This window comes from Aestuariibacter sp. GS-14, from assembly GCF_006494365.1.
GTDB classification, from domain to species: domain Bacteria; phylum Pseudomonadota; class Gammaproteobacteria; order Enterobacterales; family Alteromonadaceae; genus Alteromonas; species Alteromonas mangrovi.
Map to the genome: position 1 here is coordinate 1 of NZ_VHIP01000026.1, position 17,691 is coordinate 17,691.

General features: G+C 49.6%; 14 protein-coding genes and 1 pseudogene. 6 read left to right on the top strand and 9 right to left on the bottom strand.

The annotated features are described in order from the left end of the window. Positions 1 to 695 precede the first annotated feature (695 nt). The 7 genes from ppiC to FJ444_RS20945 form a co-directional block, all read right to left on the bottom strand. Positions 696 to 977, bottom strand: coding sequence for a peptidylprolyl isomerase PpiC (ppiC, locus tag FJ444_RS20915; protein ID WP_140961841.1), 282 nt, complete (start codon positions 975 to 977; stop codon positions 696 to 698). Continuing rightward, positions 977 to 2,251 carry a HAMP domain-containing sensor histidine kinase gene (locus tag FJ444_RS20920; protein WP_140961843.1) on the bottom strand — a complete coding sequence of 425 codons (1,275 nt, stop codon included), beginning with the start codon at positions 2,249 to 2,251 and terminating at the stop codon, positions 977 to 979. The genes ppiC and FJ444_RS20920 overlap by 1 nt, the downstream gene beginning before the upstream one ends. 1 nt (position 2,252) lies before the next feature. Then, positions 2,253 to 2,930: a response regulator transcription factor gene (locus FJ444_RS20925; protein ID WP_140961845.1), complete on the bottom strand. Its 678-nt coding sequence runs from the start codon at positions 2,928 to 2,930 to the stop codon at positions 2,253 to 2,255. After that, positions 2,908 to 6,075: an efflux RND transporter permease subunit gene (locus FJ444_RS20930; protein WP_140961847.1), complete on the bottom strand. Its 3,168-nt coding sequence runs from the start codon at positions 6,073 to 6,075 to the stop codon at positions 2,908 to 2,910. Before FJ444_RS20930 ends, FJ444_RS20925 begins: the two co-directional genes overlap by 23 nt. Next, complete coding sequence (locus tag FJ444_RS20935; protein ID WP_140961849.1) at positions 6,072 to 7,316, bottom strand: efflux RND transporter periplasmic adaptor subunit; 1,245 nt, start codon at positions 7,314 to 7,316, stop codon at positions 6,072 to 6,074. Before FJ444_RS20935 ends, FJ444_RS20930 begins: the two co-directional genes overlap by 4 nt. After that, positions 7,313 to 8,668, bottom strand: a complete 1,356-nt coding sequence (locus FJ444_RS20940) for a TolC family protein (protein ID WP_140961851.1) — start codon at positions 8,666 to 8,668, stop codon at positions 7,313 to 7,315. The genes FJ444_RS20935 and FJ444_RS20940 overlap by 4 nt, the downstream gene beginning before the upstream one ends. A gap of 124 nt (positions 8,669 to 8,792) precedes the next feature. Continuing rightward, positions 8,793 to 9,005 carry a hypothetical protein gene (locus FJ444_RS20945; RefSeq protein WP_140961853.1) on the bottom strand — a complete coding sequence of 71 codons (213 nt, stop codon included), beginning with the start codon at positions 9,003 to 9,005 and terminating at the stop codon, positions 8,793 to 8,795. Positions 9,006 to 9,165: 160 nt separating this feature from the next. On the opposite strand from FJ444_RS20945, the gene FJ444_RS20950 reads away from it, so the two are divergent. The 3 genes from FJ444_RS20950 to FJ444_RS20960 all read left to right on the top strand — a co-directional run bounded on the left by FJ444_RS20950 (position 9,166) and on the right by FJ444_RS20960 (position 13,530). Beyond that, positions 9,166 to 10,578 (top strand): BNR repeat-containing protein, encoded by a 1,413-nt coding sequence (locus FJ444_RS20950; protein WP_140961855.1) that lies wholly within the window; start codon positions 9,166 to 9,168, stop codon positions 10,576 to 10,578. 17 nt (positions 10,579 to 10,595) lie between these two features. Next, positions 10,596 to 11,717 carry a glycoside hydrolase family 105 protein gene (locus FJ444_RS20955; protein WP_140961857.1) on the top strand — a complete coding sequence of 374 codons (1,122 nt, stop codon included), beginning with the start codon at positions 10,596 to 10,598 and terminating at the stop codon, positions 11,715 to 11,717. A gap of 88 nt (positions 11,718 to 11,805) precedes the next feature. Then, the gene (locus tag FJ444_RS20960) at positions 11,806 to 13,530 is read left to right on the top strand and encodes a hypothetical protein (protein ID WP_140961859.1); all 1,725 of its coding nucleotides are present in this window, start codon (positions 11,806 to 11,808) and stop codon (positions 13,528 to 13,530) included. Here the strand turns inward: FJ444_RS20960 and FJ444_RS20965 are convergent. Then, a complete protein-coding gene (locus FJ444_RS20965; protein ID WP_140961861.1) occupies positions 13,519 to 14,001 on the bottom strand; it encodes a GNAT family N-acetyltransferase in 483 nt (160 codons plus the stop codon). The two genes, FJ444_RS20960 and FJ444_RS20965, sit on opposite strands and share 12 nt — an antisense overlap. Then, positions 13,994 to 14,392, bottom strand: coding sequence for a rhodanese-like domain-containing protein (locus FJ444_RS20970; protein ID WP_140961863.1), 399 nt, complete (start codon positions 14,390 to 14,392; stop codon positions 13,994 to 13,996). The genes FJ444_RS20965 and FJ444_RS20970 overlap by 8 nt, the downstream gene beginning before the upstream one ends. 117 nt (positions 14,393 to 14,509) lie before the next feature. Between FJ444_RS20970 and FJ444_RS20975 the strand changes: the two genes are divergently transcribed. From FJ444_RS20975 to FJ444_RS20985, 3 genes and pseudogenes are all read left to right on the top strand, one after another. Then, entirely contained in the window at positions 14,510 to 15,454 is a 945-nt protein-coding gene (locus tag FJ444_RS20975; protein ID WP_140961865.1) for a helix-turn-helix domain-containing protein, read from the top strand. 342 nt (positions 15,455 to 15,796) lie between these two features. Next, positions 15,797 to 16,699 (top strand): bile acid:sodium symporter family protein, encoded by a 903-nt coding sequence (locus FJ444_RS20980; RefSeq protein ID WP_140961866.1) that lies wholly within the window; start codon positions 15,797 to 15,799, stop codon positions 16,697 to 16,699. A gap of 278 nt (positions 16,700 to 16,977) precedes the next feature. Then, positions 16,978 to 17,691 (top strand): annotated as a pseudogene (locus FJ444_RS20985) (hypothetical protein); the annotation flags it as partial.

Consider the following 17,691-nt stretch of genomic DNA (forward strand, 5'->3'; position numbering starts at 1 on the left):
TGAATTAGCAATGCAACACCCGAGAACAACAAGATAGCGGGTATTGATAGAATGTGTACTGTGGGCATTTCGAAGGAAAAATGCAGTACCAACAAAGTGGTAAAAAGTGTTGCACTTCCAAGTAAAGCTGAAATCGCAACGAATTTTGTCACTTTTGGGTAACTCTTAGCAGCATGAATTGCACAGATACAAAAGAAAACGCCACTCCAAGAGGCCAAACATACTAAGAAGTATTCGATGCTGACAAAGGCCATAATTTGGAAGTAAGCGAGTCCAAAAGCAGAAAAAACCAGCCAAAACAAACTAGATGGGACCAGTAATAAAATAACAATTAGTTTTTTAAATTTAGGGTTGATATTGGATTCCCCTAGGCACCTAACAACTTATTATAGAAAATTCACAGTAACACGCAGTCTTGCTCATCCTGAACTCCCAACATAATTTATTGATAACAATACCTTACACCTGATTATGTGCCAGTTTCCAATGATTTATTTGGATGAGCGAAAAAGGACTGTTCATGGTGAGCCAGCCTTTTGAAGAGATCCCTGACATCGCTTCGCGATTCAGGGATGACGAACTTGGGTGGTTTCAAATATTAGATGGGTTGCTGAATGTGACCACTTCTCGCTCAAAGCCGTCTGAGCGATATGATACTTTTATACTTAGTAACGAATTACTCTTCGTTACCAGTCTCAACCGTTCCGATAAAGGGTTTTGATAAGGTGGTAGCCAAACCGGGTTTTAACCGGGCCGTGTACCGTTAGCACTTCTTTTTTAAACACTACGTCGTCGAACTGTTTTACCATTTGCCCGCGTCGGAACTCGCCCAGGTCTCCACCGCGTTTGCCCGACGGACAAAGCGAGTGCTTTTTTGCCAGCGCAGCAAAGTTTTTACCCTGTTTGAGTTGCTTTAAAATCTCCAGCGCTTTTTGCTCAGATTTCACCAGAATGTGTACGGCTGCGGCAGTGGCCATTAGTTACCCTCAAATGTAATGTTTACGCAGTGGGTACCATTATCGCGCGTTGTGTAGTGGTATTGCCAGCCCATGGCGGTAGTTAGCTGACTCACCATTTGTAAACCCAGGCCAAAGCCTAACGACGCTTGCGAGTCTGGCAACTCAGGCTCGTCGGTATTTTGGTTAACTATGTCTACGCCAGCACCCTGCTGGATAATGGTAACCGAGCCGATGTGCGTATGCTGAAACGCATTTCGAATAAGATTGCCAAGTACAATCCGCACAGCTATCGGGCTTACATGAAAGGTGTGTTCCTGGGTTTCAACCTTCACACTCACGTTTTTGCCTTGAAGCAGATACTGCAAGTCTTCACTAATGGTGTTCACCAGTGTGTGTAACGCCACCAGTGATGTGGCTAACGCGGAGTTATCCTGGCGATCCAGCCACAACAGCGTTTCGGTTAAGTCGGCCATGGTATGAGAGGCGTGCTCTATGCGCATTAATGGCTTAGTGATTTTATCGTCTGGCGCATCGCGACGTACCCGGTTAATAAGCTCCATACTACTGCGGATCACCGCAATTGGCGTGCGCAGCTCATGGCTGGCATGGCGCACAAAATTTTGCTCGCGCTTTAAACTGTCGTGAACCGACTGCATGGCTTGATATATCAGCGCAGCCAGCGAATTCAGCTCGGCGTATTTAAAAGCCGGTGGCGCGGTAGGAACCGGCGCATTTTGCAGGCTTGCGGCCCACTCCCGTAGTTTCTCAACCGGGCGGGATATCGATTTTTGCATCAACACTACCAGCAAGGTAAACAGTAGCAGCGCTACCATACCAATTACCATGATCCAGGCTTCGCGGGTCATATGAAATGGCGGTTCGTCGCCGCCATCGCGGGGCTTAAACATTTGTGACACGTAAACCGGCTTTGCATCGTCAAACTTTACTGCCAACACAAATTCCGCTTCCGTTGGACGCTGAAAAATCGAGTTACGCTCTACGTGTTTGTACAGCCTGAATGGCCTTATTTGAGTATCAGCAAACTGCTGTTGAATGCCTTCGGGTAAATCCTGCCATTCTGCGGCGATGGTATAGCTGAGCACCTTAACCGGCGCGCCGGGTTCAACTGGCGTTCTGCGTGCAATATCGATCATAGTAGCGCGCATCATGCCATCCATCCCGGCCAGAAACTGATTGGCCGACATCCAGGAAAACGTAGAAATAACCGCGGTAGCAAGCACAATCAGCGTAACAAACACATATTTACGCAAACTCACATTCATGGCAGCCATACTACAACTCCTGCACCGGCGACAGGCTGAATCCAACCTGAGTTTTAAAGTTAATTTCCAGTGGTACACTGGCAGTGCTTAACGCTTTGCGCAACTTATGCATATGCACCTTCAGGCTGTTACTGTCGGGGCTTTCTTCTCCCCACACCCGCTCTACCAGTTCATCCCGATCAATTGGGTTTGGGCTGGCGCGCATCAACTGTTCAAGCAACTTAAAACCGGTGGGCGAACAATGTAACTCAGTGCCGTTGAAGCTTACTGTTTTGCCCGACAAATCCAACACCATACCCGCCACTGCCAGTTGTTTGTTCTGCGCGCTGCGGCGTTTTGCCAGTGCTTTCACCCGCATCACCAGCTCTTCCATGGCAAAGGGCTTCACCAGATAGTCGTCTGCGCCCTGCTCGAAACCCGTGATTTTATCCTGTAGCTGATCGCGTGCGGTTAGCATAATGATGGGCGTATCGTTACCCTGCTCCCGGGCACGGGCGCATACCTGTAAGCCATCCAGTCTCGGTAGGTTAATGTCCAGTACCACTACCTGATAGCGGTTATCGGCTAACAACTGCAGGGCGGCCACGCCATTACTGGCGTGATCGCTCACTATGTCTTCCAGCTCAAGGTAATCCATTACATTACCAGCCAGATCCAGGTCGTCTTCAACTAACAGCAGTTTGATCATGGTGTGTTGACCCTTGCGCACTGCCTGAAGCCGCAGACAGTAGCTTTTTTATTCCCCGGCGGGCATCTTCGTTAATGAGGATCAGCGCCGGAATAAGCAACAGCGTAATAAACGTGGCAAACAGAATACCATATCCCAACGACGCCGCAGCAGGGATCAGGAATTGCGCCTGTTTAGAGGTTTCGCCCAGAATGGGATACAACCCGGCAAAGGTGGTAAACGAGGTAAGTAATATGGCGCGTAAGCGTCCCTGACACGCTTGCTGAATGGCGTCGAGAACGTCACCACCGGTGCGGCGAATTTCGTTATAACGCGACACCAGTAACAGCGAGTCATTTACCACCACACCACTTAACGCCAGAATACCGTTTAGCGACAGAATACTCATCATCAGGCCATTGCTCCAGTGGCCCAGAATCGCCCCTACAATACCAAATGGAATGGCAGACATGATGATCAGCGGTTGAATGTACGACTTCAACGGAATAGCCAGTAACGCGTAAATGGCAATGAGCGCCATGATGGTGAGCGTTTTCATTGATGAGGTGGTTTCTTCCTGTTGTTCTGCTTCACCCGCAAAATGTACCGATAAGTCGGCGTGCTGGCGGGTTAACTGCGGTACCAGCGATTGATTCAGTGTTTGCACCAGTTCAGTTGCTGTCACCACGTCAGCATCTACCGATGCAGACACCGTTAGCGCCCGCAAGCCGTCGATTCGGGTAATTTGTTGTTGCTGGCTATCCTGAATAATATTCGCCACCACACTCAGTGGCACAACGGTGCCGTCGCTCAATCGCACACGTGCATTGAGGATGTCGGTGGCATTGCTACGGCTGTCTTCCGGGTAACGCACACGCACTTTAACTTCATTTTTATCGCGCAAGTAGCGCTGTACTATGTCGCCACCAAAGGCTTGCAACAATTGCTTCGACAAACTGGCGGTATCCATGCCCAGTGCCCGGCCCTGCGGTGTTAATTCAAAACGCATCATGGCTTCGCCCGGTGTTAATGACGACTCAACACTGGTTATCCCATTAATGTTACCCAATGCGTCGCGAAAGGCTTCCTCAGCAATCAGTAAGGTTTCTTCGCTCACGCTTTTCAGCTCTACGTTAAAGGCATCTACCATTTCACGGCGGGACTGAATTTTAAGCTGCTTGACGCCTTCCGGCGTACCCGCCAGTTCACGCCAGGTACGGGCCAAATCGTCCAACGAGTAGGGCTTATCTTTCGCCAACTCTACTACAATTGAGCCGCTTTGATCGCCGGTCGCCATCACCTGTAAGCTTTTGATACCTGAGCCTTGGGCGTTATTCGCCTGCGTTAACTTGGCGTCGGCCTGATTCAGCGTGCTTTCCAGCCATTGCATATTGCGCTCGGTTTGCCCGAAACTGGCATCGCTTTGCAGCGTCATGCTGGCCTCAACGGTATCGCCCGGCATACTGGGGAAAAAGCCAACCCGTACCGAGCCATTCATAGGCATACCAATCACGGCAATAAATAAAGCCACAAATAACAGGATAACAGCGTAACGAAACTGTAAGGCATACTTGAGAGCCGGCATATACAGACTTTGGCTAAACCATTGTAATCCGGTATCAGCGCCGTCCTGAATCTTAGCCCAGCCGCGCGCTAAAGCGTGTGTTGGCTTTTTGTGGGTAGTTAAATGCGCCAGGTGAGCGGGTAAAATTAACTTGGATTCCACTACCGACAGCAGCAAACAAATGGTCACTACCAAACCGAACTGGGCGTACAGATTACCCAGCATACCGGATATATTCGACAGCGCGGCAAACGCGACGACAGTAGTAAGGACACCAAACAAAGTAGGTACGGCCACTTTATGCGTGCCGCGGATGGTATTCGCCAGCGTATCGCCGTCGCGATTGCGTGTGTCGTAAACCGACTCGCCCACCACAACGGCATCATCCACCACAATGCCCAGCGCCATAATAAAACCAAACGTGGTCATTTCGTTGATGGTGAGCGCAGCGAAGTTGCCGGTCATGAAGAACAGGGTTCCGAACAGGATAAATGGCAGGCCAGCCGCTACCCAAAACGCCACTCTCAGATTTAAAAACAGTGCCAGTACAATAAACACCATGGCAATACCACTGAGTGCGTTTTTGGTAAGTAGTGACAGACGCTCGGTGATCAGTGTGCTGCGATCATACCAGGTTTCCAGATGCACGCCGCCGGGCAAAATACCGCGCTCATGCCATTCGTCCACCAGCGCATTAGCCTGCTTAACAATTTTTTCAACGTCGCCGTATTCATCCATGATCACCTTAATACCATAGCCGTTTACACCGTTATAGCGCGATAAAGCATAGGCATCATCGGCAAACATATCGGTGATGTTAGTCACATCACCTACGGTTAAGTAAGTGCCGCTGGCATTTGCCAGCAACGGGATACTGGCAAAATCCGCTTTGTAATAGGCCTGTTCAGAGGCTTTCAGGCGAATTACTTTGTCTTTGTTGCGCAAACTGGTGGTTAAAGCCGTTGCTGACTCTGCATTGATGGCATTGGATACGTCATCGATAGTGAGACCGTAGGCCTGTAGCTTAGCTTCGTCGATTTCAATCGACATCATGTGATCAACATAAGAGCTGGGAGACACCTGACTGATACCGTCTTTGGCCAGCAACTCACGCTCTAATTGTTCGCCCAATTGCTGCAAGGTTGCCGTGTCGGTATCGCCAAACAGTTGTACCCAAATTACGTGCTCCTGGCGGCGGCCTTTTGAAATAACGGCTTTCTCGGCGTCCGACGGAAAGTTAAAAATCGCATCGACCTTGTTTTTCACATCGGTCATCAGTGTGTCTAAATCGTAGTCGGTTTGCTTCTCAATTTGCACTGAGCTGCCACTGGCAGATGACGTAGAGGTAATGCGTTTTATACCAGGTACAGACTCCAGCGCGTTTTCGATTTTAATGGCAATGCCTTCTTCGGCTTGTTTAGCGTCACCGCTGTCGTAGGTCATAGACACCGTAACAAAGCGCGGATCCATGCTGGGAAACGCCTCTTTGCGCAGTTCGTTTACCGACAGCACGCCAGCCAGAATAACCGCCATCATTAATAAATTGGCAGCCACACTGTTGTTGGCAAACCAGGCAATGATGCCTCTGTGTTGCGTACTCATGACGACACTCCTACCACTTGTGGACTCACCCGGGTGCCAACCAAATAACTGTTCAGTGGGCGGGCAACAATACGCGCTTTGGCTACGTTCGCAAGGGGCTCGATATACGCCTTGCCATCCGCCTGAAACTTCACCGTTGGGGTAAATTTGCTTAATGTATCCTGGGCATCCAGGTACCACACTTCTTGCTTTTGCGAGATAGCACTGGCGGGAATTTCCCATAACCCGTCATAAGTTTTTCCTGCAATGTGGGCGGTAACATAGGTGCCAAAGTACAATGGCGTATCGCCGGTTAAAGGCTGCGCCACTTCAACTATCAGTGAACGCTGTCGTGAACTGGTATCCAAATGCTGCTCAATGCGCTTTACCTGTCCATGCCATTGATTCAGTCCATCCATATCTTCGATCACCACAGGCCACGACTGTGTGCTCAATGATACCTGCGAGGGCAGGTTCTGCCATTGACTGGCCGACAACGGAATAGCAATCTCAGCTTCCGACGCTGAATACAACTGCGCAATACTGGTACCGGACTGCACAAAGCTGCCGGGTTGAATATCCCGGGTGATCACAACAGCATCAAATGGCGCCACAATTTGTGTAAGTGCCAGCTCGCGCTCGGCGGTTTTTAATTGCGCTTTGGCTTCATCCACACTGGCTTGAGCGGCTTGTAAATAGGGCTCTCTTAATACCAACGGCGACTCTGGCTCCCCCTCTAACCCGGAGCGCTGCCAGTTGTCTCTGGCCTGAATGCCTTGTAAGCGCTCTTCTTCCAACGCGACAGTAGCGGTTTCAACCGCCGCTTTTGCAGAGGCTACTGCCTGCTGATACGCAGTGTCGTTCAAATACGCGATGATTTCGCCTTTGCGAAATAGCGCGCCGGTTTCAAAGTGCGGCGACAAACGCACTACCTCGCCACTCACTTGCGCAGTGAGCGATAGCAGATGTTTAGCGGCGACTTCCCCATAGCCATTCACTTTGGCCTGATAGGTTTGGGCATCGACTTCCAGCACGCCTATAGCTGGCAAACTGGCTTCCTGCATTTGTGGTCCTGAGCCAATTTGCACGGGTGTATTTTCACCCACCGCGGGCTTCGCCTGTACAGGGCCAGCATTGGCAGCACCCTGAGGTGCCCCCGTGGGGCCAGCATGACCAGACTGCCCAAACACACTAATAGTGACTAGCACCAATACCACCAGTGCACCTGCGGTGCCAATAACGCGTTTTGCTGTTGAAGTCATGCTGATACTCCCAGGCCCAGTGCCAGGCCTAAACTAATTCGGTTAGATAATTGATTAAATTGCAGCTGTAACAGCTGGGCTTGCAGGTCGTAGGTTTGCTGGTATACCGATAGCAAATCCAAGATATCCACCAGCCCTTGTCGGTATTGCTGGGTGTAGGTGTCACTACTGCGTTTGGCATTGGCCAGCGCGTCTGTTTTGGCTTGATACTGACGAGCCAGGCTTTTCTCTTGCCCAATGCCGTCCTGCACTTCCTTTACCGCCGTTAGCAACGTGCTTTGGTAGCCCCACCAACTGTTTTCTACCGCCAACTCCTGAATGTCGATATTGGCGCGCAATTCACCGCCCTGAAACAAAGGCGCAGTTAACTGCCCCAGCAGAGACCAAACCGGGTTAGTAAACAAAGCCTGTGAGGGTGAAGTTCCGGTATCAGAAAGCGCGGCAGTTAAACTAATAGATGGTAGCAATGACTTATAAGCTACCCGGGTGTTGTATTCCTGCGATTGGATATTGGCGTAGGCAGCCATTAAATCCGGACGGCGCGCTAAATCCTGCTCAGGCAGGCTGGTAAGTGGCAGAAGCACCTCAGGAAAATCCGTTGCCACCGGCAGGTCGCTTACCGTTAAGTCAGTTCGGCCCAGCAGTACCGCCAGCGCGCGTAACGACTGCGCGAGGTTTTCCTGATAGGCGGCAATATTTGCTTCGCTGTTGGCCGACGAGGTACGAGCGTTGTCGAGATCCTCCAATGCACCAAGCCCAGTGCGATACCGATTGAGGATCACATCCTGGTTATTTTTCAACAACGCCAGGCGAGCCTGCTCATTGTTGATAAGCTGCTGATAATAAGCTACTTCCAGATAGCCGCGCATCACTTCTGCCACTAATGTATTGGTAACAGAGGTTAGCTCAGCGTCGCTGGCAGCGATTGCCCATTGTGCAGCCGAAACCTGATCGCCCAGTTTTTGCCAGATATCGGCTTCCCAGCTAACGGTAAGGCTGGCGCTGTAGCTGTTGTCGCTATCTTGCTGACGGGTGCCATTTAATCCTGCACTTACGCCAGGCAAGCGAGAAGCATTAGCAACCCGCTTTTGTGCTTTGGCCGTTTTTAAACTGATGAGTTGTTGCTGTAGACCCGGATTTCCGGCAAGCGCTTCGTTAATTAATGCTGATAAGCCAGGCACACTCACCAGTTCAGTGAGAGTGGTAACCGACTCGGCCTGTTCAGGCATTGCTTGCCAGGTTACGCCGTTGCCCGTGTTACGCTGTGCCCTTTCGCTGTGGTCGCCGGTGTACTGACTGGCACAACCAGACAAGGCCAGCGCCAGGGATACCGCCAGAAGTGTGATTCGCATACCGATACCTGTTAATCATGAATGGTATCAGCATACCCGTCTCCCGGTTAATGCCGGGTTAACGGTTTACCCGTCAGAAGGAGTTCACGTGCAATGTAATGTAAAGTCAGGTAAATAAATTGAGTTAATAGCGCTTTTTCCGCAGTAATCCGCATTTTTGAGCCAGCTTAGTTACCACCAGAGTTACCAACAAAATAGTGATCACCGTTACCACCAACTCAGCGCTATCTGTAAAGCGCCAAACACTTTTGAAGTACCGCAGTAATCCGGTGGAAAAACAAACCAGAAGCAGTAAGTAAACAACATAGCCCGCGATAATTTTAACGTTAGTTAGCATCGTGTTTCCTGGTGAATAGGGGCGTTTTGTGTCGCCGCTTTATTTGGATTATCCAATGTAATGCTTCGGCTTTGTTAATCTAACTGAACGTCATACCAGGATCGCGTTTCGTGTTTCAATTAAAGAACAACAATCAAAAAATAAATAAAAGCATTATGTTATGCATTCAGGTATGTTAAATCAGTTAACAAACAGCAAAGGGAGTGGGATGTTGCGGGCAATCATTGTGTTGGGTTGGTTACTGTTATTAAACGGTTGTGGTGGTGGAGGCTACCCGCTGTCTGCCGACGCTAATAGCCGTTATATTCTGATTGCCGATGACGCCTTTGCCGGTAGTTCGGTGAATGTGCTGGCGGGCGTTAAACACACTCTGTTTACCCACGAAAACTATCAGTATGCCGCCTATTACAATGCTCAGCGCTATATGGTGCTGGCCAAGCGTCACACCAATAGCAACACCTGGCAAACGCAGGTTACCCCTTTTACCGGTAATGTAGACGATGCTCACAACCACATTAGCCTGGCGGTAGATGCCAATGACTTTATTCACATTGCCTGGGACCATCACAATTCGACGCTTAACTACGCGCGCTCTACCGAACCCGGTAGCCTGGTACTCGAACGCAGGCCAATGACTGGTGGTTCGCAAGCCAATGCAGATACATTAGAAAACAGTGTTACCTACCCGCAATTTTACGCGTTACCTTCGGGTGAACTGCTATTTGCCTACCGGGATGGTGGCTCTGGCCGTGGCAACCTGGTGCTCAACCGTTACAGCCCACAAAGCCAAACCTGGCAACGGCTACATAATGCAGTGCTGGATGGCGAAGGCAAACGCAGTGCCTACTGGGATATGTCGGTGGATGCCAACGGGGCATTGCATTTAGCCTGGATTTGGCGCGAAACACCTGATGTTGCCAGCAACCACGATCTTGCCTACGCCCGTTCCTTCGACAACGGAGACAGTTGGCAACAATACAACGGCAAGCCTTACGCCTTGCCGATTACGGAGCAAGCATCTGACGTAGTCATGCCTATTCCACAAAACCACAAATTGATGAATCCGCCTGTGGTAATGGCCGATATCAACAGCCGGCCTTTTATTGCCAGCTACTGGGCCGATTCCCCTACTGACATCCCTCGTTTTCAGGTGGTCTATCCGCTTCCTCAACCCAACACCTGGCAGGTGATTAAAGCCCCCAAAGCGGCTCAGAATTTCGAATTAAGTGGCCATGGCACCAAACGCCCGCCCCTATCACGCGCCGTGATCCTGCCCGCGGAACAGGGCGGCGTCACGTCACTGCATATTATCTATCGCGATGACTTTCAGCGCGGTCAGGTGATGGGCCTGACCATGCGCGATATTGCTTCATCAAACTGGGAATCCCACGTACTGCATCCACAAAATGTGGGGGCCTGGGAACCCAGTATCGACCCAATTCAATGGATACACCACGGCAGGGCAGACATGTTGCTTCAGCGCGTTGTGCAACTGGATGGTAATGATGCCCAAAGTGCACAGGTTGCCCCCAGTCACATAGGCGTGCTGATCTGGCAAGCCAGCCTGCACTAAACAATAAGGATATCACTATGTTTACACTGTTTCGCCCACTCCTGTTTACGCTGGGCATGTGTGCGCTGTGCACCCACGCAGCCTTACCCGACAAAGCCACTGTGCAAGCCTCATTAACCAGCATGGCCGATTGGCAAATTGCCCACTTTCGGGACGATTACGGCCGACAGCACGACTGGGACAACCCCATTAACGGCTGGCCCTATGCAGCTATGTATATTGGCATGGAGCGCTGGGCGAACATTGCCCCAACAGAACGTTATTATGAATTTTTACTGAGCGTTGCCAACGAAAACAAATGGGAACTGGCCAAGGCTGAATACCACGCTGATGATCAGGCGATTGGTCAGCTTTATCTTTCTCTGTACAACAAGTATCAGTCGGAGCACATGCTGGCAAATACCCTTAAACGCACTACGCATATTATGAACAACCCCAGCCAGCAACCCATGCGATTGAACAACTACAAATACACTGAGCGCTGGACCTGGTGCGACGCGCTGTTTATGGCCCCGCCGGTATGGGCTAAGCTCGCGAATATCACCGGCAACAAGCAATACAGAGACTTCATGTTCGCGGAGTATGTAGCAACAGCCAATCATCTTTACGACACCGAAGAACACCTCTTTTACCGCGACGAACACTATATTGGCGTGAAAGAGCACGAGCGTAAAATCTTCTGGTCGCGCGGCAATGGCTGGGTATTTGCTGGCCTGGCATTGATTCTGGAAGACATGCCCGACGGCCCGCAAAAAGCCTATTTTGAAACCCTGTTTACTGATATGGCAAGCGCCATTATTAAGCTGCAGTCTGAAGCCGGGTTTTGGCCCATGAGCTTAAAAGCAGGAGACGTGTACACTACCCCTGAAACGTCGGGCACGGGTTTCTTTACCTTCGGTTTGGCGTGGGGAATCAACAACGGCTATCTGGATAGCACTACCTATTTACCTGCGGTAGAAAAAGGCTGGACGAATATGACTTCGCATATTACCGACACGGGCATGTTAGGCTATGTACAACCTATTGGCGCTGCACCCGGAGAAGCCTGGCCAGATAAAACCGAAGTGTATGGCGTGGGCGCATTTTTAGCTGCGGGCAGCGAGATTTATAAACTGCTCAACATATCAGAGGATCAATAGTTCAGATTGAATCCATTGCGGCCGTTGGTTAAGCTGGGCCGCAATGGAACAGGTGACTATGTGACACTAACAACTCAGCGATAATTCAATGACGAATCCACGCACACTTTGCCGATACCTAATACTGCTCAGTACCCTTCTTGTGTTGTTAAGCAGTTGCAGCAGTACCCCTGCAAATCCTCCTACACTTGAACAGCGAGTAGTAATGTCGCTGGAAGACTACTTTACTGAAGGCCCTGGCGCGTCAACCCCGGTTACATCGTTGCAGTTATACGGCAGATTAAACGGCAAACTGGTAGCCGAAGCCACCATTAAGCACAACGCAGGCTGGCGGGAACTGCTTAGCGACGGCATTGCGGCGTTGGAAGGTAAAGCGTTTGGTGAACTTACGCTGTGTTTTGGTTACAACTACACGCTTACGCCAATGCCGCTGAAATCCCCTAGTAGCTATCAAACCGCGATAGGTGTGAAAGGCGTAGAGTTTCACTATGAAGACAAATCCATTAACTATTGTGGCCTCAAAGCGATTAGCCTGAATCAGGCCCCCTGGCGCATTCTTACGCACTTTGCCAAAACCATTAACGTAAGTCTGTCTCAGCTTAATACTACAGATATCCCCTTTTACACCTACGACAACCACCAGTTTTATTTTGACATGGCTACCAATACCGCTACGCCGCTTTATCGCGGTAATGAATTGGTAAGTTACGACGATATTTCGCAATCATCGGTGCAAGCAATGAGTGAGCGGCTAGCCAGCTGGCTGCTAAACAATACCAATGAAAATACCGGCGAAACGGCTTATAAGTTCTGGCCTAGTCCAAATACATTTTCGACATCCAACAACATGATCCGTCAGTTCATGGCAAGTTACGCCATGCAAGTTTGGGCGAATACCACGCAGGCACCACCGGCCAGTGAACTGGCACATAAAAATCTTCAGTTTAACCTGGACTTCTACTACAAAACCGACGGTGATATTGGCTACATAGAATACAGCCGCAAGCGCAAGCTCGGTGCGGCCGGGCTGGCAGCCCTGTCTATTTTAACCTCATCGCGGGCCAATGAGTTCAGCGCTCCCTTTGATGGTTTGGTGAAAGCAATTGATGAGCAATGGCAACCTAATGGTGCGTTCCGAACTTTCATTCGTCAGGAGCGCAATGATCTTCATAACTTCTATCCCGGCGAAGCCATGTTTTTCTGGGCACACTGGCTGGAGAAACAACCAGACGACGCACGTCTGCAGCGTTTTTTAACCAGTGCCCATTACTATATGGACTGGCATTTTGCTAACCGCAACCCGGCATTTGTGCCCTGGCATACCCAGGCGTATTACAAAGTATGGCAACAAACCGGCGATGCGTTTCTGCAGTCGTCCATCTTTACCATGAACGACTGGTTAATTGAAAAACTGCAATTAATGGAAGAACGCGACGGCTTTGATTATCCGGATTTTGCGGGTCGGTTTTATTATCCGAAAGGCGGCTATGGCCCGCCTCATGCCTCGGCTACCGGTGTGTATCTGGAGGGGTTAGCTGATGCCTGGGCTCTCGCCAAAGCCATCAATGATACACACCGCCAGGAAGCGTACCGCAAAGCCATTATTAAAGGTATTCGCCACGCCATGCAGCTTGAATTCGCTAACGACGTCGACATGTATTACGTTCGCAATAAAAAAGCAGCCCTGGGCGGACTGCGCTCGCGGGTATATGACAATGAGATCCGCATGGATAACGTTCAGCACAATTTGTTGGCGCTGCTCAAGATTTTGCAGCGTTTCGACGAAGCGGATTACAGCCTGTCAGTCAGATAGCGACAGGCTCATGGTGCGCCAGTCGTCTTCCACTCTTGCACCCAGCTGTGTATAAAACTGCCGGGCAGCCTGATTATGGGTAAGTACTTCCCATTTCATTCGCGAGCTGCCCTGCGCCTTACCAATCCGTTTAGCTTCCAGCATCAGCGCTTGACCCGCGCAATGCCCTCGGTAAGCGGCGGCCACATACAGCTCTTTTACTATTAACCAGGGCGTAAGGTCGTAGGTAAAAGGCTGAAAGAAATACACCAGGATCCCGGCAATGTCAGTTGACTTTGCGTTCGCGCCAGCTTGTTTCGCCACCAGAATACCAAAGGTCTTGTGCTGCACATATTGCTGCTCCAGTACCTCAAGGGTAACTGCAAACTGCGCACGATAGCCCTCGAAGTCGGCCAGCTCGCGCATTAGTCCGAGCACAGCGGGCAAGTCCTGCTGACTTGCCCTACTTATTTTTAAGGCCATATCAGACATCAGCTTTCAACGTAAAGCCTTCGTCCAGCCAACCGATAACACCACCAATCATTTTCTTAACCGGGCGACCTAATCTTGCCAGCTTGATAGCAGCCTTTTCGGTAGCATTACAGTGCGGGCCAGCACAATACACCACAAAAATAGTGTCATCAGGATAGCTGCTCAACGCCGCTTCGGTAATGTTGGCGTGAGGTAAAAATACTGCGCCCTCGATATAACCCTTTTTGGCCGTATCGATGCCGCGTACGTCCAGCAGTACGAAGTCACGCAAATTATTGTTAAGCGCGTAATGCACGTCCCAACAGTCTGTTTCAAACGTAAGTAAACGTTGAAAATGGGCTAACGCTTCTTCTGATGACGCGGGTCTGGGTCTGACTACGGTTGAAAACATGTTGGTGCTCCTTGTAAGTTGATGGAAGCATTATGCGTGGTATTTTTACTCGCCCATATTGTCCAATTAGACATCTATCGATAATATTTAGACATTCACAAGAATTCGAGATAAAGAATGAAAGTAGTGATTGTGGTTGCAGAACAGGTGTCTCTGTTTGAACTGGCTAGCGCCGTTGAACTGTTTGCGCTACCCCGGCCTGAGTTTAAACACTGGTATAGCACCGATATCGTGGCGTTTGGAAAAACAACCTTTCCGGGGCTGTGCGATAGCACCTTCAGTTGCCGACAGGTTACCCAATTGCCCGAGTGTGATTTGCTGGTGATCCCCAGCTTTCCGGTGTCGATCACTACCATCGACAGCACATTAAAACACGCCGTATTGCAGCACTATCAAAACGGCGGCCGTATCATCAGCTTTTGTTCCGGATCGTTTTTGCTGGCAGCATTGGGATTACTAAACGGCAGAATAGCTACCACACACTGGCGATATGCGAGCACCTTTAAGCAACGCTTTCCACATGTTACCTATCAGGAAGACATTTTATATCACTACGACGGCATCATTGGCTGCTCAGCAGGGAGCGCAGCAGGGCTGGATCTGGGGATTGAAGTAATTCGCCAGGATTTCGGCTACCACGTGGCCAATACCGTAGCACGACGGTTAGTACTGCCCGCTCACCGCAACGGCGGGCAGTCTCAATTTGTAGAAAAACCGCTGCCGCAAACCAAATCGTCGGTGTCCCAGGCTCTGGACTGGGCAGTAAAACACTTGTCACCTGAGTTAACCATTGACGACATTGCCAATAAAGCCAGTATGACTCGTCGTACGTTCGACCGGCATTTTAAAAAGCACTACCACATGACGCCACTGGAGTGGCTTCAAGCCCGTAAGCTGGAAGTGGCCAAATCACTGCTGGAAACCACACAACTGGGCCTGGATCACATTGCCGAGCGCGCGGGTTTCGACAACGCCATTACCCTTCGCTACAACTTCAGAAAGTACCTTTCTATTTCGCCCAGTGAATATAAAGCCACGTTCGGTGCGTTAAAGAATGCTTAGGGCGTGTTGATCTTTGCTGTATTAATTTTGTTCGTTCTAGGTGTTCAGCGATCGCGGCGCATGTTCGCAGGTGCAGTGGTTCTGCATCAAGAGCATGCAACAAAGAGCGGTGGACACCTAGAGCGAACCCTTCGGGCAGCGCCTGTGCAACATTTCTACTGCTTCAGCCCAAGTTCATGTAGATGACTACACTTCACTTGCGCTTTATTGTATAAACGTCGCACAGACTGCTGCAAAATCATACAGCAAAGATCAACACGCCCTAGAATTTAAGATATTATTTTGTAGCTATATTCTGGTGTTAAACTGGGTGAAGAACATAATTTCATAGTAGGTATCTCCATGGCAGTTTTACTGTTTCCGGTATGGGCCGTTTTGGTTAGCTTGCTGGCCTACCTGTATCCCGAGCCCTTTATTCAGTTGAAATCCTGGATTGTGCCCCTACTGGTTATGGTGATGTTGGGGATGGGAATAACCTTAAAATGGCAGGATGTCGGTAGAGTAATCGCTTTTCGCAACATTGTTGGTTTAGGGGTTGCCATTCAGTTTATTGTGATGCCACTGGCCGCCTGGCTTATTTCCCTTCTGCTAGGCCTGAATAGCGAACTCATGACAGGTATGATGCTGGTAGGTGCAACCGCCGGTGGTACGGCTTCAAATGTAATGACTTATCTTGCCAAAGGTGATGTAGCGTTATCCATTAGCATGACAATGATGTCGACATTGGTTGCTGTGGTTATGCTGCCTGTCCTTACCTGGCTCTATTTGGGTCAGGACATTGATGTGCCTGCAGCATCAATGCTCACGATGTTGATTAAGGTAATACTGCTACCCATCGCCGCGGGTATGCTGCTCAATCATTTTTTCTCCGCCCGGTTGAGTGCGTTAACCCCTTGTTTTTCACGCTTCTCTGTTACGGCGATACTGCTGATCATTGCCATTGTGGTGGCATTAAACAATCACAACCTCAACAACCTGGTTTGGCCGGTTGTGATTGCTGTAATGCTACACAACCTGACTGGCATGGCCTGTGGATACTGGGCTGCCCGCACACTCAACTATGACACCGTTGTTGCCCGTACCGTTGCTATTGAAGTGGGTATGCAAAACTCAGGACTAAGCGTGGCATTGGCGTTAAAGTATTTTTCCGCTGCCAGCGCACTGCCTGGCGCGCTATTTAGTATTTGGCACAACCTGTCGGGCGCATTATTCGCCAGCTATTGGCAGAAAAAAGACAAAGCGTAGGTAGTGCTGCTTACGCAAAAGTTCATTAATTCTCGTAATGGCAGTCTAAGCATTTTCGCCCCCTTTCAGACTTGCACTGCTTATCCATTTCCCCAATTGGGTCCTGTTAGTAATCAGTAATTCAACCCGTTGTTTGTAAACATATTCCAGTTAATCCCAGTTTGTTCCAGTTAAGAAATCCATCTCGTTAACCCCCTTTAATGTGGCAATTGGTTTTTGTAGCGTGATATCTGCACTTCTGCTTTTAGATGTATTCACAAGTAAAAAGGATTGTTTAAATGAATATAAAACGCGCAACAATTTTTCATCCTGTCAGTCTTTCGCTCATTGCTTCCAGTGTACTTTATGGCTGCGGAAGCAATAATTCCCCCAACGTTAGCGAAGGCCTGTTCATCGATGCAGCAGTTGAGGGGCTTCATTACACCAGCGGCAATACTTCGGGTGTCACAGACGCTGACGGTAAGTTTAGTTACGAGGAAGGACAAAATATCAAGTTTTACGTTGATGGCCTTTTTCTGGGAGAGGTAAGTGGGAGCGATATTATTACACCGCTAACATTTCAAACCGTAGAAGAATCAAAAGTTGGCAACGTAGCCATTAACATTGCCCGACTGCTACAAACGCTGGATGTCGATTTAAACCCGGAAAACGGTATTCAGATACCTGAGGAGACTGGCCAGGATTTAAGCAATCTAACCATAGATTTTACTTTATCTACTGAAGAATTCGCCGCAAATGACGATGTTCTGCAGGCGATTGTGCAGATTACCGGAATGACCAGCCTGGTTGAACAAAATACTGCCGTAGCGCATTTGATTGAGAGTTTAACCAACATAGGAATCGAAGTTACTGTCGCCGATAACGTTGATTCTGAAGAAGATAGCGACCCGGATAATGGTGATAACAGTGACTCTGATAGCGACGGTTCTGATGATGGCGATGCCGGGAGCGACGACGGTTCTGATGATGGCGATGCCGGGAGCGACGACGGT

What these genes read in the sequence shown, in the direction of transcription:
- FJ444_RS20930 (WP_140961847.1), bottom strand. Translation starts at nt 6,075, where the DNA reads ATGAGTACGCAACACAGAGGCATCATTGCCTGGTTTGCCAACAACAGT.
- FJ444_RS20965 (WP_140961861.1), bottom strand. Translation starts at nt 14,001, where the DNA reads ATGTCTGATATGGCCTTAAAAATAAGTAGGGCAAGTCAGCAGGACTTG.
- FJ444_RS20945 (WP_140961853.1), bottom strand. Translation starts at nt 9,005, where the DNA reads ATGCTAACTAACGTTAAAATTATCGCGGGCTATGTTGTTTACTTACTG.
- FJ444_RS20925 (WP_140961845.1), bottom strand. Translation starts at nt 2,930, where the DNA reads ATGATCAAACTGCTGTTAGTTGAAGACGACCTGGATCTGGCTGGTAAT.
- FJ444_RS20955 (WP_140961857.1), top strand. Translation starts at nt 10,596, where the DNA reads ATGTTTACACTGTTTCGCCCACTCCTGTTTACGCTGGGCATGTGTGCG.
- FJ444_RS20970 (WP_140961863.1), bottom strand. Translation starts at nt 14,392, where the DNA reads ATGTTTTCAACCGTAGTCAGACCCAGACCCGCGTCATCAGAAGAAGCG.
- FJ444_RS20950 (WP_140961855.1), top strand. Translation starts at nt 9,166, where the DNA reads ATGCATTCAGGTATGTTAAATCAGTTAACAAACAGCAAAGGGAGTGGG.
- FJ444_RS20975 (WP_140961865.1), top strand. Translation starts at nt 14,510, where the DNA reads ATGAAAGTAGTGATTGTGGTTGCAGAACAGGTGTCTCTGTTTGAACTG.
- FJ444_RS20920 (WP_140961843.1), bottom strand. Translation starts at nt 2,251, where the DNA reads ATGGCTGCCATGAATGTGAGTTTGCGTAAATATGTGTTTGTTACGCTG.
- FJ444_RS20940 (WP_140961851.1), bottom strand. Translation starts at nt 8,668, where the DNA reads ATGCGAATCACACTTCTGGCGGTATCCCTGGCGCTGGCCTTGTCTGGT.
- FJ444_RS20960 (WP_140961859.1), top strand. Translation starts at nt 11,806, where the DNA reads ATGACGAATCCACGCACACTTTGCCGATACCTAATACTGCTCAGTACC.
- FJ444_RS20935 (WP_140961849.1), bottom strand. Translation starts at nt 7,316, where the DNA reads ATGACTTCAACAGCAAAACGCGTTATTGGCACCGCAGGTGCACTGGTG.
- FJ444_RS20980 (WP_140961866.1), top strand. Translation starts at nt 15,797, where the DNA reads ATGGCAGTTTTACTGTTTCCGGTATGGGCCGTTTTGGTTAGCTTGCTG.
- ppiC (WP_140961841.1), bottom strand. Translation starts at nt 977, where the DNA reads ATGGCCACTGCCGCAGCCGTACACATTCTGGTGAAATCTGAGCAAAAA.